Source organism: Mesorhizobium sp. M7A.F.Ca.CA.002.05.1.1, assembly GCF_003998335.1.
Classification (GTDB): Bacteria; Pseudomonadota; Alphaproteobacteria; order Rhizobiales; family Rhizobiaceae; genus Mesorhizobium.
Genome location: NZ_RZQI01000048.1, coordinates 1 through 13,948 on the forward strand (window position 1 = coordinate 1; position 13,948 = coordinate 13,948).

General features: G+C 64.2%; 13 protein-coding genes and 1 pseudogene. 2 read left to right on the forward strand and 12 right to left on the reverse strand.

Annotated features, from left to right (window positions below):
- The coding region (locus EN939_RS04570; RefSeq protein WP_164750880.1) for a phospholipase D-like domain-containing protein at positions 1-1,690 on the forward strand (1,690 nt) is incomplete at its 5' end.
- 4 nt (positions 1,691-1,694) lie between these two features.
- Here the strand turns inward: EN939_RS04570 and EN939_RS04575 are convergent.
- From EN939_RS04575 to rsfS, 10 genes are all read right to left on the reverse strand, one after another.
- Positions 1,695-2,951 (reverse strand): D-amino acid dehydrogenase, encoded by a 1,257-nt coding sequence (locus EN939_RS04575; protein WP_127267087.1) that lies wholly within the window; start codon positions 2,949-2,951, stop codon positions 1,695-1,697.
- A 121-nt stretch (positions 2,952-3,072) separates the two neighbouring features.
- Positions 3,073-3,615 (reverse strand): nucleoside-diphosphate kinase, encoded by a 543-nt coding sequence (locus EN939_RS04580; protein WP_236383239.1) that lies wholly within the window; start codon positions 3,613-3,615, stop codon positions 3,073-3,075.
- 14 nt (positions 3,616-3,629) lie between these two features.
- Positions 3,630-4,052, reverse strand: coding sequence for a nucleoside diphosphate kinase regulator (gene rnk, locus EN939_RS04585; RefSeq protein ID WP_127267089.1), 423 nt, complete (start codon positions 4,050-4,052; stop codon positions 3,630-3,632).
- A 273-nt stretch (positions 4,053-4,325) separates the two neighbouring features.
- Positions 4,326-5,465 carry an alanine racemase gene (gene alr, locus EN939_RS04590; protein ID WP_127267090.1) on the reverse strand — a complete coding sequence of 380 codons (1,140 nt, stop codon included), beginning with the start codon at positions 5,463-5,465 and terminating at the stop codon, positions 4,326-4,328.
- Positions 5,466-5,542: 77 nt separating this feature from the next.
- Positions 5,543-6,064, reverse strand: a complete 522-nt coding sequence (locus EN939_RS04595; protein ID WP_127267091.1) for an RNA pyrophosphohydrolase — start codon at positions 6,062-6,064, stop codon at positions 5,543-5,545.
- Between the two features lie 30 nt (positions 6,065-6,094).
- The gene (locus EN939_RS04600) at positions 6,095-7,273 is read right to left on the reverse strand and encodes a divergent polysaccharide deacetylase family protein (protein WP_127267092.1); all 1,179 of its coding nucleotides are present in this window, start codon (positions 7,271-7,273) and stop codon (positions 6,095-6,097) included.
- 212 nt (positions 7,274-7,485) lie between these two features.
- The gene (locus tag EN939_RS04605; RefSeq protein WP_024502881.1) at positions 7,486-8,817 is read right to left on the reverse strand and encodes a S41 family peptidase; all 1,332 of its coding nucleotides are present in this window, start codon (positions 8,815-8,817) and stop codon (positions 7,486-7,488) included.
- Positions 8,818-10,155 carry a murein hydrolase activator EnvC family protein gene (locus EN939_RS04610; protein ID WP_127267093.1) on the reverse strand — a complete coding sequence of 446 codons (1,338 nt, stop codon included), beginning with the start codon at positions 10,153-10,155 and terminating at the stop codon, positions 8,818-8,820.
- Between the two features lie 124 nt (positions 10,156-10,279).
- On the reverse strand, positions 10,280-10,762 hold the full coding sequence (gene rlmH / locus EN939_RS04615) for a 23S rRNA (pseudouridine(1915)-N(3))-methyltransferase RlmH (RefSeq protein WP_127267094.1): 483 nt from the start codon (positions 10,760-10,762) through the stop codon (positions 10,280-10,282).
- Between the two features lie 27 nt (positions 10,763-10,789).
- Positions 10,790-11,167, reverse strand: a complete 378-nt coding sequence (rsfS, locus tag EN939_RS04620; protein ID WP_013529073.1) for a ribosome silencing factor — start codon at positions 11,165-11,167, stop codon at positions 10,790-10,792.
- Between the two features lie 242 nt (positions 11,168-11,409).
- Here rsfS and EN939_RS04625 point away from each other — a divergent pair, with 242 nt between their 5' ends.
- Complete coding sequence (locus EN939_RS04625; protein WP_127267095.1) at positions 11,410-12,261, forward strand: mechanosensitive ion channel family protein; 852 nt, start codon at positions 11,410-11,412, stop codon at positions 12,259-12,261.
- A gap of 9 nt (positions 12,262-12,270) precedes the next feature.
- Here the strand turns inward: EN939_RS04625 and EN939_RS04630 are convergent, their stop codons facing one another.
- Complete coding sequence (locus EN939_RS04630) at positions 12,271-13,554, reverse strand: MFS transporter (protein ID WP_127267096.1); 1,284 nt, start codon at positions 13,552-13,554, stop codon at positions 12,271-12,273.
- A 68-nt stretch (positions 13,555-13,622) separates the two neighbouring features.
- Positions 13,623-13,948: pseudogene (locus EN939_RS04635) on the reverse strand (nicotinic acid mononucleotide adenylyltransferase); the annotation flags it as partial.

The window sequence follows — 13,948 nt, forward strand, 5'->3', positions numbered from 1 at the left end:
GATCTTCGATTTCTCCGGCCTGCAGGCGCGCAGCGTCGAGGTCGTGCTGCGCGAGGCCGGCAAGCAACCGGCCGACATCGAGGGCATCTGCGACGGCACGCTGGCGATCCGTGCCGGCGGCGGTTCACGCACCATCGCCATGGGCACGGCATTCCGTTTTCGCCTGTCCGGCGAGGACGACACGGTCAGCCTGTTTCCGAGTGACGGCCTGAACCGCTGCACCGCAAGGATCCGCTCCAGCCTTGCCCCGGCCGGCGCGCCGCTCACCATTCGGCGCGAAGAGGCCGCCGATCCGGCTCTCGCCGCCTTCGACAGTCGCTACGAGCGTTGCACGACGCCTAACCCCACCGGCCTCGATGCGCTCAGCCGCGCCTTCTATGCCAGCCGCTGGCTGTCGCAGACCTGCGCCTTGCCGATCGGAAAGCCGCGCCTGCTGCGCAAATCGCGCGATGGCTTCAACGCCAAGGTCGAGGCGCTGATAGGGGCGCCGCTGTCCGACAGCGCCATCGACAAGGGCGACCCGGAGCTGCCGCTCGACTTCTCCAGGGCGCCAAGGCTGAAGCTGATCTACCTGTCGTCGCTGGAGTTCAAGGCCGACTTCTCCGGCCGCATCATCGAACGGCTGATCCGCCACCATGCAGCCCTCGGCACCAAGGTGCGCATCCTGGTCACCGACGTGCTGGAGCGCGACAAGGACGACGCCCTGCTGCATCGGCTGGCGGCCGAATTCCCCAATGTCCAATTGCAGGAATATCGCTGGCGGGCGGACCATGGTGCGCCGATCGACGAGCAGATTTCACAACTGCACAAGGTCCATCACGTCAAGATGCTGGCGACGCTTGCCGACGATCCACGGCGGTCGCGCGCCATCATCGGCGGCCGCAACATCCATGACGGCTTCCTGTTCCACCAGCCGATCGATCTGTCGCGCTATCCAGACCTTGAGCAATACGGCAAGACCGACGGGCTCTCGCTGAACTACTATTCGAACTGGAGCGACTTCGACATCGAGTTCGCCGATCCGGCCACGGTCGAAATGCTGGCTGCGCATCTTTCGACAGTGTGGCTGCGCGACGCCGACACCAATCTGGCGCGCCCCTTCTCCATTCCGGTCCGGTCCGACGGCGCCCGCCCGTCAGGCACGGCACGACACTTCATTTCGGTGCCCTACGAGGACGGCCATGCGCTGGAGGACTATTTCGTCGAACTGGTCGACGCTGCCCAGCACCATATCCAGATCGTCAATCCCTACCTCAACCTGACGCCCAAGCTTGCCCAGGCTGTTGACCGGGCGCTCGCCCGCGGCGTCAGGATCGACATTGTCGGCCGCATCGATCTCAAGGGCGATATCGGCGGCAAGTTTCTCACCGCGCTCAACAAGCTGTTCGTCGAGAAATATGGCGACCGCATCAACATCCGCGAATTCAAGGCGCCTGACGTGGTGCTGCATTCCAAGATCATGATGATCGACGAAAGGTTGGTCGCCATCTCGTCGGTCAATCTCAACAACCGCAGCTTCTTCCACGACAGTGAGAACGGCATGATGGTGCTCGATCCGGCCTTCTACACCAGGATGAAGCCGATCTATGACGACTATGTCGCCCACTCCAATCCGGTCGCCACCAATGTGACGATCCCATGGGCCTATCGGCTGCTGTTCGACGAGGACTGGGTCCGGCAGGCATTCTGACCCTCTACCGTAGATAGCGCTCCTGCGCGAGGTCGCGAACGTCGATGTCAGGCACCCGGCTGGAGATGATGTCGGCCAGAACCTTGCCCGAGCCACAAGCCATGGTCCAGCCGAGCGTGCCGTGGCCGGTGTTGAGATAGAGATTGGAAAGCTCGGTGCGGCCGATCAGCGGCGGACCATCCGGCGTCATCGGCCGCAGCCCGCACCAGAACGTCGCGTCCCGCATGGCGCCGGCGCCCGGAAAGAGATCGCCAACCGAGTGTTCCAGCGTGCGCCGCCGCGATTCGTGCAGCCTGAGGTCGAAGCCGGAAATCTCGGCCGTACCACCAACCCGGATGCGGTCGCCGAGCCGGGTGATCGCCACCTTGTAGGTCTCGTCCATCACCGTCGACACCGGTGCCGCGGCGGCGTCCTTGATCGGCACGGTGATCGAATAGCCCTTGACCGGATAGACCGGGATCGGCCGCTTCACCCGGCGCATGAAACCTGCCGAATAACTGCCCAGCGCCATCACATAGGCGTCGGCGGTTTTCCAGCCCTTGCTGGTGCTGAGATTGGCGATGCGGTTGCGGCTGCGGATGACGCGCCAGATCGTCACGTCGTACTCGAACTTGACGCCACGGGCCACACAGAGTTCGGCCAGCCTGTCGGTGAACATCTTGCAGTCGCCGGTCTCGTCGTGCGGCAGCCTGAGGCCGCCGACGAACTTTTCGCGCACCCCGGCAAGGCCAGGCTCAGCCGCGATGCAGCCGTCCTGGTCGAGGGTCTCGTAAGGCACGCCATACTTCTTCAGCACCTCGACATCTCCGCCGGTGCCGTCAAGCTGCTTTTGCGTCCGGAACAGCTGCAGCGTGCCCTGGGTGCGCTCGTCATAGGCGATGCCGGTCGCTTCGCGTAGCGCCTTCAGCGTGTCGCGGCTGTATTCGGCGAGCGGCACCATGCGCGCCTTGTTGATCGCATAGCGCTCGGCGGTGCAGTTGCGCAGCATCTTGATCAGCCATGTCCACATATGCGGGTCGAAGGCCGGCCGCACCACCAGCGGGCCATGCTTCATCAGCAGCCATTTGATCGCCTTCAGCGGAATGCCGGGTCCGGCCCAGGGCGAGGCGTAGCCGGGCGAAATCTCGCCGGCATTGGCGAAGCTGGTTTCCAGCGCCGGGCCTTTCTGGCGATCGAGAACCGTCACCTCGTGGCCGGCCTCGGCAAGAAAGTACGCCGTGGTCACTCCGATGACGCCGCCGCCCAGCACCATGATCTTCATCGTTCACTCCTTGCCGCGCCGCACGCCCTTGAGGACGCCTGGACGCGGCCGTATTTCCGATTTGCGCACGATCCCCAGCGAAAATCGATGCCGACTTTCGGGATCATGCAGTGTTGCCTGTTCACGCCGCCGTGGGACCGGGGTCGTCATCCCCTGTCTGCCGCATTCCGGCCCTTTCGCCAAGGGGCCGCCAATCGGCTGCGGCGCTGTAGACGAGGGTGAGCCCATGCGGCCGTCGCGCCTCGTCTCGGGATTTCTCCCTGACGGCACGCCGCGCGGCCTCCGGCTGGTAGAGCACGGTCGCGATCAGGACCGACTCCCGCCTGCCGTCGGCCTGTTCGATCCATGCAGTCTGACCCTCGGCCATGCCGAGCATGCAAAGCCCCCGCCTTGTCATGATCGACAGGCTGGAGCCGACCGGACCGTGCACCTCATTCTGCACCAGAGTTCGGGTCTCGGCAGGGCCGGCATCGACACGAAACACCAGCCTGCTGTTCAGCGTCACGATATCGGATCCGACCGAATCGATCGCGACGACCTCGGCTTTGGAAAGCTTCTCTTCAAGCATTGGAACAATCGGATCCGCGAAAGCCCGCCAACGCTCCAACATGATCTCGAGGACGGCGAAGTCCTTCGTCGTCAGCCGGAAATTCGCGCCTGTCATCGCCGTCTCCATGCTCAGGACCCTTCCCGCCCGCAGGCCGGCGCATCGACCGCTTCGATGGTCGCCGACAGTTCCCGGCCGCCACGGCTGCTCCAGCACACTGTCTGCCCGATCGACGCGCCGATAAGCGCCGTCCCCATCGGCGTCAGCACCGAGATCCTGTTTTCACTGATGTCTGCTTCGCCGGGATAGACCAGCGTGATGCGCTGGGTGTGGCCGCCATCGTTGCGGATTGTCACCGTCGAACCCATCCGCACCACGTTGGCCGGCATGGAAGCCGCTGCCGTCACGAAGGCACGGTCCATCTCCGAAAGCAGTTCTTCGGCCGTCTCGGGCACGCGGTCGAGCGACGCCCGCGCCAGGCCCGTCAGCCGGTGGTGGTCGGCATCGCTGACCAGAAGCCGGCTCGGTGGACGCAATCCTGTTGCATGTTGCATGGCAAACCTCATGACTTGGCGCATCCAACAGACGCGCGCCTGCCGCCGCACAAACGGTGGCTTGATGAAAGCCGGCAGCCGCGAAGCTGTCTGGCTCGGGAATGATGATGTCAGGTAGAAATGCCCCGGTTCGGACGGACGCCAAAAGGCGGCCGCGCCGGGGCTACGATCCCGCGATCGGGCAGACCCGGAACAAGGTTCTGATATAAGCGAGGTTGCTCATGCCCGGAGCCTTGCCGACAGGCGTCCGCTTGTCAAGCGCGGCCAAACCGCTCAACCGCCGACATAGCGCCGATGGAAGCGCGGGCCGAGGCTGGTCAGGATCTCGTAGCCGATGGTGCCGGCATGGCCGGCGGCGTCATCGACGCTTTGCGAGGGACCGAGCAGTTCGACGAGATCACCCTCGCGCAGCCTGCCGACCGGCAGGGCGGAAATGTCGAGAATGATCGAATCCATCGACACCCGCCCGAGGAAAGGCAGCCGCACGCCCTCGAACCAGGCGGCGGACGCGGCGCGGCGTTGCCAGCCATCCGCGTAGCCGAACGAAATCGTCGCCAGCCTGAGCGGGCCTTGCGCATGATAGGTGTGGCCATAGCCGACGCCGGCGCCTTTTTCGACGCTGCGCGTCTGTGCCACCTTTGCCTGCAGCCGCACCACCGGCAGCATCGGATTGGACTTTGCCGGCGTCGGATTGATGCCGTAGAGCGCGGCACCGGGGCGGGCGAGATCGTAGTGAAAGCGCTCCCCAAGAAAGATGCCGGAGGAATTGGTCAGCGATGCCGGCGCCTCCGGCAGCATCTTGCGCAGCCGCTCGAACGCCAGCCGCTGCTTCTCATTGGCCGGATGCTCCGGCTCGTCGGCGCAGGCCAGATGGCTCATCACGTAACGGATGTCGATGCCGTCGAAGGCCTGCGGGTCGGCGGCGATGCGATCCACATCCCGAGGCGCCATGCCGAGCCGCGACATGCCGCTGTCGACCTGGATCGCGGCCTGCAGTTTTCGGCCGGCGCGGCGAGCCGTCACACGCCAAGCCGCCAGTTGCTCGGGGCTGTTGATAACAGCGCAAAGGTTTGCTGCCACGGCGTCCGGCTCGGCACCGGGCGGAATGCCGTTCAACACGAAAATGGCAGGGCCCGGCCCAAGCGAGTGGCGCAGGGCGACGCCTTCGCCCAGAAGCGCAACGAAGAAGATATCGCAGCCGTCGCGCAGCAGCGCCGCCGCGACCTGGCCGGCGCCCACGCCGTAGCCGTCCGCCTTGAGCACCCCAGCGCAGGCAACATCGCCCAACCGCGCCTTCAGCCGCCGGTAGTTTTCACGGATTGCACCGAGATCGATGGTGAGGATGGCCCCAGCCGCCACTTCGCTTGTGGCGGTGACCTCTTCTGGGGGCGACTTTTGGGGGGCGTCGTTCATGGCGACCCTTCGCGTGCTAGTGGATACATCAATAGGACCGCCGGGCCGGCGCGGCAACCGCGGTTGTTGTATAGCGGCTATTGCACCAGATGCCGGAATGCCGTCACCACATCCTCATAGACATGGCGCTTGAACGGCACGATCAGGTCGGGAAGGTCCTGCATAGGCCGCCATGCCCATTTGTCGAACTCTGCGGTGTGGCCACCCGGCGGCGGGTTGATCTGGATCTCGCTGACATCGCCGTGGAAGCGAAAGGCGAACCATTTCTGCGTCTGGCCGCGATACCGGCCCTTGAAGGCGATGCCGACGAGATGGTCCGGCAAATCATAGTTGATCCAGTCCGGCGCCTCGGCCAGCAGCGAGACGCCTCGCATGCCGGTCTCCTCATAGAGCTCGCGCTCGGCCGCCTGCAATGGCTCCTCGCCCTCGTCGATGCCGCCCTGCGGCATCTGCCAGAGCTGCGTCGTGCCGGCAAATTCGCTGTCCGGTTCGGCAATCCGGTGCCCGACCCAGACAAGGCCCTCGGCATTGAGGATCATCAGCCCGACACATGGACGGTAAGGCAGCGTTTCGCGGTCGATCTTGTTCGTCTTTGGCATCAGTCAGTCTTTCCAGCCGTCTTACGATGGCTAGCCTTTTTGCGGATCTATAGCCACCGCTGAAATCGGCACGATCTCTATGCCGCGCTTCTTGGCCTCGACCACCCAGGACGACACGGTATCGACCGTCAAGTCGAAGGCCGAACCGATGCCGACGGCAGTGCCTTTGGCCCGCGCGGTCGCCTCCAGGCTGTCTAGCTTCTTCAGGATTTCGCCGCGATCCTGCACGGCATCGATCGCCATGTCGCCGGCGACGAAGGGCACGCCATCCTTCAGCGCCAGGTCCGGCGCCAGGCTGCGCGCCGACGAGCCGTCATCGATATAGGCGAGGCCGCGTTTGCCGAGCTCGGCGATGAACGGCTCCATCGCCGCGGCATCGGCGGAAAAGCGGGCGCCCATATAGTTCATGACGCCGGTATAATTGGTCGTCCGCGACAGCGCCCAGTGCAGGCTCTTCAGGTTCTCATCCGCGCTCGCCGCCACCGTCAGCGTGTTGCGGCCCGGATTTACCTTCGGATAATCGAACGGTTCGAGCGGCACCTGCATGACGATCTCGTGGCCGCTCTGCCTGGCTGCCTGCATCCACCGGCCGATGCTGTTGCCTTGCGGCGCGAAAGCCAGCGTCACTTCCGCCGGCAGCTTGGCGATGGCCGCCTGGGTGCCGGTCTGCGAAACCGAAAGCCCGCCGATGACGATCGCCACCCGTGCGCCGCGCCCGCCCGACCAGGGCCGCGCATAGACGTCGAACGGCCGCCTGCCATCCGTGGCGCGCACCGGCAACGGTCCGGTCTCGCTGGTCTCGATCAGCGCCTTGTCGGGAATATGCGCGATCTTCAGGTTCTGACCGATGGTCGACGGATCGCGAATGACGATCGCTGCCTTGGGCGGCCCATCGCCCTCCTCCGTCTGCACATGGATAATCTGCGGCCCGCCTGATTTGACCGGCGCCTCCGGCTTCGGTGCCGCCGGGGCCAATGCAGGCGGCGCGGCGGCAGGCTCGGCCGCCGCGGTCACTTTCGGCGTTGAAACGGCAACCTCTTGCGGCTTTCTAAACGGTTTTTCCCTGAGCGCGATCGCGCCGGAGACGCCGGCCACCGCCAGCACGGCCACTGTCGCCATGATCGCACCGCCGCTGATCTTGCCGGCGGCGCGCGGCGACCGGACTGCCTGTCCGAGCGGGCGTTCGATGTCCTTGCCGATATCAGCCAAGCCTAATCCCCGGGCACATGGCTCCGAAGACGAAGCCGCTTCGAAAAGACATGCGCGAATTCATCAATTCCGGCGCACCCCGCGCCATGTCTTGGGAGCTTTGCCTCGCTCCCCGAATCAAACTGCCGGAACCTTTCGGTCCCGGCAGCATCGCATTGCTTCCATCTGGCTCAAACAGAAAGATGGGGCGGCGCGTGCGCCGCTCCAGATCCTTACTGGTTGAGAACCGCCTTTTGCGGATTGGGCGGGAAGGACGGATCGGTCTTCTGGCCACGCAGCAGCTGCTCGGCATAGATGAGCTGCAGATCGTCTTTCGGATCCGGCGGCACATAGGCCGCCGAGCCCGAACCCGTCGTGCTCTCGTCGGCGCCCTTGATATGGCCCTTGAGATCGGATTCGCCACGTGTCAGATCCCTGCCCTGCAGTTCCGGCGGCAGTGGCTGTTCGACCTTGATGTCCGGCGTGATGCCCTTGCCCTGGATCGACTTGCCGGACGGCGTGTAATAGAGCGCCGTCGTCAGCCGCAGCGCACCATTCTCGCCGAGCGGAATGATGGTCTGCACCGAACCCTTGCCGAAGGACTGCGTGCCGACCACCGTGACACGGCGCAGGTCCTGCAGCGCGCCGGCGACGATTTCCGACGCACTGGCCGAACCGCCATTGACCAGGACGATCATCGGCTTGCCGTTGATGTCGTCGACCTGCTTGGGCTTGGCGTCGAAGCGGGTGACGTCCTTGGGGTCGCGGCCGCGCGTCGAGACGATCTCGCCGCGGTTGAGGAAGGCATCGGACACGCTCACCGCCTGGTCGAGCAGGCCACCTGGATTGAGGCGGAGATCCAGAACGTAGCCCTTCAGCTTGTCGTCGGGAATCTGCTTCTTGATGGTGTCGATGGCGTTCTCGAGGTCGTCATAGGTCTTTTCGGTGAAGGAGGTGATCTTCATGTAGCCGATGTCGTTCTCCACCCGGAACTTGACCGCCTTGACCTTGATGATGTCGCGCACGACCGTCAGTTCGATCGGCTTGTCGGCGCCCTGGCGCAGGATGGTCAGCTTGATCGGCGTGTTGACCAGGCCGCGCATCTTGTCGACCGCATCGTTGAGGGTCAGGCCGCGAACCTCTTCGCCGTCGATCTTGGCGATGTAGTCGCCGGCCAGCACGCCTGCCTTGGCGGCCGGCGTGTCGTCGATCGGCGTGATCACCTTGACCAGATCGTTCTCCATGGTGACCTCGATGCCGAGGCCGCCGAACTCGCCCTTGGTCTGGACGCGCATATCCTGCGCCTGCTCGGCATTCATGTAGGAGGAGTGCGGGTCAAGCGAGGCCAGCATGCCGTTGATGGCATTCTCGACCAGCGACTTGTCGTCGGGCGGTGTCACATACTGTGCCCGCACCCGCTCGAAGATATCGCCGAAGATCGCCAGTTGCTTGTAGGTCTCCGACCCTGCAGCGTTCGCCGCCGAGCCGGGCGCGCCATAGACCAGGCTCATGGCGGACGCGCCCATCAGCGCACCGGCAAACAGAAGCGACAGTTTCCGCATTATTCACGTCCTTCCAGAAAAACGGTCCGCCCACCATGGGGCCGGATCGACGGGTTTTCCATCCTTGCGGAACTCGACATAGAGTTCCGGCGTGGCATTTCCATTCTTCGAAACCGAGGTGCTCGCCACCCGGGCCTCTCCCATCGCACCGATCGGCTCTCCTGCAAGCACTGATTGACCGGTCGCGACGCTGATTCTGCTCATCCCCGCCAAAACGACATGATAGCCGTCGCCTGCGTTCAGGATCAAGAGTTGACCATAAGAGCGAAACGGCCCCGCATAAAGCACATTTCCATCCGCCGGCGCGGTAACGATGGCTCCCGATTGTGTCGCAACCATGTCGCCAAGCATCACCGCGCCGTTACCGTCATCGGCGCCGAATCGCCGCTTGATACGGCCGGTCACCGGCAGCGCGATCTGTCCCTGAAGGGCCGAAAAGGGCACCGCGGCGGCAAGTTGGTTGCTTTCCGGAACGGGCAGCGACGCCAGTTCCGCCGGCGCCGATGTGTTGTCGCCGCTTGCCGTCTTCTGCTCGGCGGCCTTGGCAGCATCGGCAGCCTTGCGGCTCTTGTCGGCCTGCGCTTCGAGCGACGCGATCAACTCCTTCAGGCTGCCGGCCTTGGCCGCCAGCGCTTCGGATCGCTGCTTTTCGGCGGCCATTTGCGTCTGCGTGTCGGCTTCGAGCTTCTGCTTGGCCTCCAGCAGCATGCCGAGCCGCTTCTTTTCCGCCGTCTGGTCGCCGACCGCCGCCGTCAGCCGCGCCCGTTCGGCCTCGATCGACGCCGTGATCCTGGTCTGTTCCTTGAGATCGGCAAGCAGGCTATCGGTCTGCTGGCGCAGTTCCGGCACCACCGCGCCGAGCAGGATGGCGCTGCGCACCGACGACAGCGCGTCCTCGGGCTTGACCAGGATCGCCGGCGGCGGGTTGAGGCCCATGCGCTGCAGCGCGCCCAGCACTTCGGCCAGAACGTCGCGCCGCGCCATCAGCGAGGCGCGGATCTTCTGTTCCTGGCCCTTCAGTCCTTCCAGCCGGGCGCCGATGTCCTCGATGTCCTGGCCGAGCTTCTGCTCGGTCATCGCCGACTGGATCAATGCGGCGGTGATCGAGGCGTGATCCTTCTTGATCGTCGCGATATCGGCGGAGAGTTTGGCCAATCGTTCCGACGACAGCGTGATCTCCTTCGAGACCCGTTCATATTCGGCCCGGCTCTGATCCGGATCGGGAGCCATGTCGAGCGTGTTTTCCGCCCGCCCCGCATGCAGCGACAGCACAAGCACCGCCACCGCGATGCCGCAGCGCGCGCGCCAGGAGCCCGTTCTTGATTTTCTGTCTTCAGACATTGAAGCCCGACTCTATGCGTGGCTTCGTTAACGAACAATCAACCATGTTCGAAACCGCCCACTCGATGCAATCTTGCCTCGGCATTGGGGCGGAAATCCGGGTGTACTGCACCAATTCACCGGTTTACGAGCGATGATAAGGATGTCCCGAAAGGATGGTGGCCGCCCGATAAAGCTGCTCTCCCAGCATCACGCGCACCAGCTGATGCGGCCATGTCAACAATCCGAACGACATCACCAGTTCGGCCTGGTCGCGCAGCGACTGGTCGTGACCGTCGGCGCCGCCGATGGCGATGACCAGCGCCTTGCGGCCACCGTCACGCAACAGGCCGAGGCGCCCGGCGAAATCTTCCGAGGAAAAGCTTTTGCCGCGTTCGTCCAGCAGGATCAAAGCGGTGCCGGGCTGCAACTGCGTCTGCAGTTTCTGGCCTTCCTCACGCCGGCGCTCGTTGGCGGTCTGGCTGCGCCCCTCGGCAATCTCGGCAATGCCGCCAAATTCAAGCCCCACGGCCGGGCCGCTCTTGGCGAAGCGCTCGAAATAGCGGTCGGCAAGCAGCTTTTCGGGGCCGGCTTTCATCCGGCCCACGGCATGAACTGATATCTTCATCCTCGCCTTGTAAGCCGCGCGAACGACTTAGTGGAGCGTTTCTTCCTCGAGGTCCGGCGCCTGCCACATCTTTTCGAGATTGTAGAATTCGCGGACTTCGGGGCGGAAGACATGGACGATGATGTCGCCAGAATCGATCAGGACCCAGTCGGCGCCGGACAGCCCCTCAACGCGCGCGGTGCCGAGACCGGCATCCTTGATCGCTTTGAGAAGATGATCGGCGACAGCCGCGACATGACGGTGCGATCGGCCCGAAGCGACGACCATGTAGTCGCCGAGGCTCGATTTCCCCTGGATGTCGATGGAGACAATGTTTTCGGCCTTGGAGTCTTCCAGACTGGCAAGGACTGTCTTGATGGCGCGGGACACGGCGTCGTCTACGCTGATCCTGGCCGGCGAAGGCATGATATCGGCCTTCTTCCGCAGTGCTGTTCTCAGTGTATTTCCTTTCGCAGCAAGAACAACCAAATCACCCCTTGAAGCAGGTGACACCACTTAGATAGGCAGAGTTCCCTGACAGTTTCAAGACGGGACCCTGCCTCGCACGAACGTATTGTCGCTCTTGTGGTTCCGCTGCACGCCGGAAAAGATCGGAACCCTCACCGCCCGCATGGGTTATCGGCTCACCGACCAACCGGATTCCCCCCATGCCGATCGACCCGCAAAACGCCTTTCTCAGCGTCCAGGCTGGCCTCGCCCAACTGAGCACGCTGATTGTTTCGTACTCCTTCTCGGCCATCGGTGCCGTCATCCTCTTGATTGTCGGCTACATCGTCGCCGGTCTTGCCGAACGTTCGATCTTCGCCGGTCTCGGCCATATCCATGGTTTCGATGCGACGTTGCGGCATTTCTTCTCCAAGATCGTCCGCTACGCCATCCTGATCCTCGTCACCATCATGGTGCTCGGCCAGTTCGGCGTGCAGACGGCCTCGATCATTGCCGCGATCGGTGCCATTGGCCTCGCCATCGGTCTGGCGTTGCAGGGCACGCTGCAGAACATCGCCGCCGGCATCATGCTTCTGGCGCTGCGGCCGTTCCGCATCGGCGAATCCGTCGAGGTTGGTTCGATCGCCGGCACGATCGAGGAAATCGGTCTGTTCGCGACCAAGCTCAGGACCGCCGACGGCGTCTACATCCTGGCGCCCAACTCGACGTTGTGGAACCAGCCGGTGCGCAACTTCTCGCGCAACGGCGTACGCCGCAGCGACATCACACTCTCCATCGGCTCCTGGAACGACATCGACAGGGCGCAGAAAACCTTGCTTGCCACTGCCGCGGCCGAACGGCGAGTGAAACGTGAGCCGGCGCCGATCGCTTTCGTCTCGACATTGGGTGACAGCACTGTTTCGATTGCCTTGCGCTATTGGACATCGTCGGCGGACTTCTTCGCCACCCAGACTGATCTCACCAAGCGCGCCAAACAGGAATTCGATAGCGAAGGCATATCGATCCCGCTGCCGCCGCCGGAAGCGCCCCAACCCGAAGCCCGCCGGCAATAGTCGGTTGGCTCAGTGCCGGCCCTCATCGTCCGGTGCGAAGGCAAGTTCGACCGGCAAAGGCGCCTGCGCCGTCATCGGTGCGAAACTGCCGGTTTCACCGACCGGGACCGCACGCGTCGTGAACACACGCAAAAGCACGAACAGGCAGAAGGCAGCGGCGATGAGAACAGCCACATAGATGAAAGCCTGCGTTCCGAAGACGGCCGACAGCGCCGTCACGATGCCGGGCACGACGAAACCCGACAGCGACCAGGCAAACAAAAGCGAACTGGACAGCGCCACCATGTCGTCCTTGCCGGCGCGGTCGGCGGCATGTGCGCTGGCCAGCGAATAGATCGATTCCGAGGCGCCGTCCCACACGATATAGATCACAACCAACGCGGCCAACGCGCCGCCATCGTACCCGAGCGCAAATACGCCGGCGACCATGGCGAGCGCGGATGCGGCGATCAGCACATAGCGGCGGTCGGTTCGATCAGAAATCCAGCCAAGCGGGATCTGCAGGATCAGCGTGCCGAGAGGCATCGCCGAAAGCAGCAGCGCCACATCGGCCTGGCTGTAGCCCTTGGCCGTGGCGTGGATCGGCGCGAAGCCCGCAATCGACATTGACAGGCCGCCGACCGCAAGCATGCCGGCGACGCCGACCGGTGAAACCCGCCAGGCGCGGCGCAGCGCCACCGAGGCCGCCTGCGGTGCCGGCGGCTGGGCAAGTCGGGTCATCCCGACGGGAAGGATCGATAGCGCCGTGAAGGCGATGCCGATCAGCGGCGCATCCGCTGTCCTGATATCCACCAGCGCCAGCGTCGCGTAGCCGACGCCAAGCCCGGCGACATAGGCAACGTAGAAGAAAGCCATGACCCGGCCACGGATGGCGTTGGCAACGGCGTCGTTCAGCCAGCTCTGCGCGACGATGAACAGGCCGCAGATGGCAAAGCCGTAGAGCGCGCGGGCGGCTATCCACAGCAGCGGATGGACCCCGGCGCCGACGGCGGCGTTGGCGAGTGCGATCAGCGCCGACAACACCATGAAGGCACGGGCATGGCCGACCCTTCGCACCAGCGGTCCGGTCAGGATGCAGCCCGCCAGCCCACCGGCCGAAAGTCCGGTGATGATAAGTCCGGCCCAGGTCGGATCGAAACCCTCGGCGCCGAGCCGAACCGGGATATAGGCAAACATCAGCCCGTTGCCGACGGCTATCAGTGCCATCGACACGATGACGCTGGCAATCGCGATCAGCGGTGTGGGCTCGGCGCCCTGCTCGGCTTCGCTGCGGGTTTTCCTGGGAATCGACATGCCTGCTCAGGATTGCCCATGAAACGGGCAAAGGGAGCGATAAAAGCGACATGGGCGGGCGGTCGGGCTCACCCCTTCGCCAGCTTGCGGATCGCACTTGATGACAGCGACGAGCGCGGGCCGTGGATAAAGGTCCAGGCCGGCGCTTTCATGCGGGCAAGCCGCGGCGCATCGCCCTCGTCGATGCGGGCATAGTCGAAGGTCTTGGCGACGACGGAGGACAGGAACGACAGCGTCGCGCCCGGGCGGTCGATGACGGCGATCGGGAAGGTCATGACGATCTCGCGCCAGCGCTGCCAGCGGTGGAAATCGCGCAAACTATCCGCACCCATGATCCAGACGAAGTCGACCCCGGGATTGCGCGCCTTGACCAGCGCCAGCGTGTCGGCGGTGT

What these genes read in the sequence shown, in the direction of transcription:
- EN939_RS04575 (WP_127267087.1), bottom strand. Translation starts at nt 2,951, where the DNA reads ATGAAGATCATGGTGCTGGGCGGCGGCGTCATCGGAGTGACCACGGCG.
- EN939_RS04580 (WP_236383239.1), bottom strand. Translation starts at nt 3,615, where the DNA reads ATGACAGGCGCGAATTTCCGGCTGACGACGAAGGACTTCGCCGTCCTC.
- rnk (WP_127267089.1), bottom strand. Translation starts at nt 4,052, where the DNA reads ATGCAACATGCAACAGGATTGCGTCCACCGAGCCGGCTTCTGGTCAGC.
- alr (WP_127267090.1), bottom strand. Translation starts at nt 5,465, where the DNA reads ATGAACGACGCCCCCCAAAAGTCGCCCCCAGAAGAGGTCACCGCCACA.
- EN939_RS04595 (WP_127267091.1), bottom strand. Translation starts at nt 6,064, where the DNA reads ATGCCAAAGACGAACAAGATCGACCGCGAAACGCTGCCTTACCGTCCA.
- EN939_RS04610 (WP_127267093.1), bottom strand. Translation starts at nt 10,155, where the DNA reads ATGTCTGAAGACAGAAAATCAAGAACGGGCTCCTGGCGCGCGCGCTGC.
- rlmH (WP_127267094.1), bottom strand. Translation starts at nt 10,762, where the DNA reads ATGAAGATATCAGTTCATGCCGTGGGCCGGATGAAAGCCGGCCCCGAA.
- rsfS (WP_013529073.1), bottom strand. Translation starts at nt 11,167, where the DNA reads ATGCCTTCGCCGGCCAGGATCAGCGTAGACGACGCCGTGTCCCGCGCC.
- EN939_RS04625 (WP_127267095.1), top strand. Translation starts at nt 11,410, where the DNA reads ATGCCGATCGACCCGCAAAACGCCTTTCTCAGCGTCCAGGCTGGCCTC.
- EN939_RS04630 (WP_127267096.1), bottom strand. Translation starts at nt 13,554, where the DNA reads ATGTCGATTCCCAGGAAAACCCGCAGCGAAGCCGAGCAGGGCGCCGAG.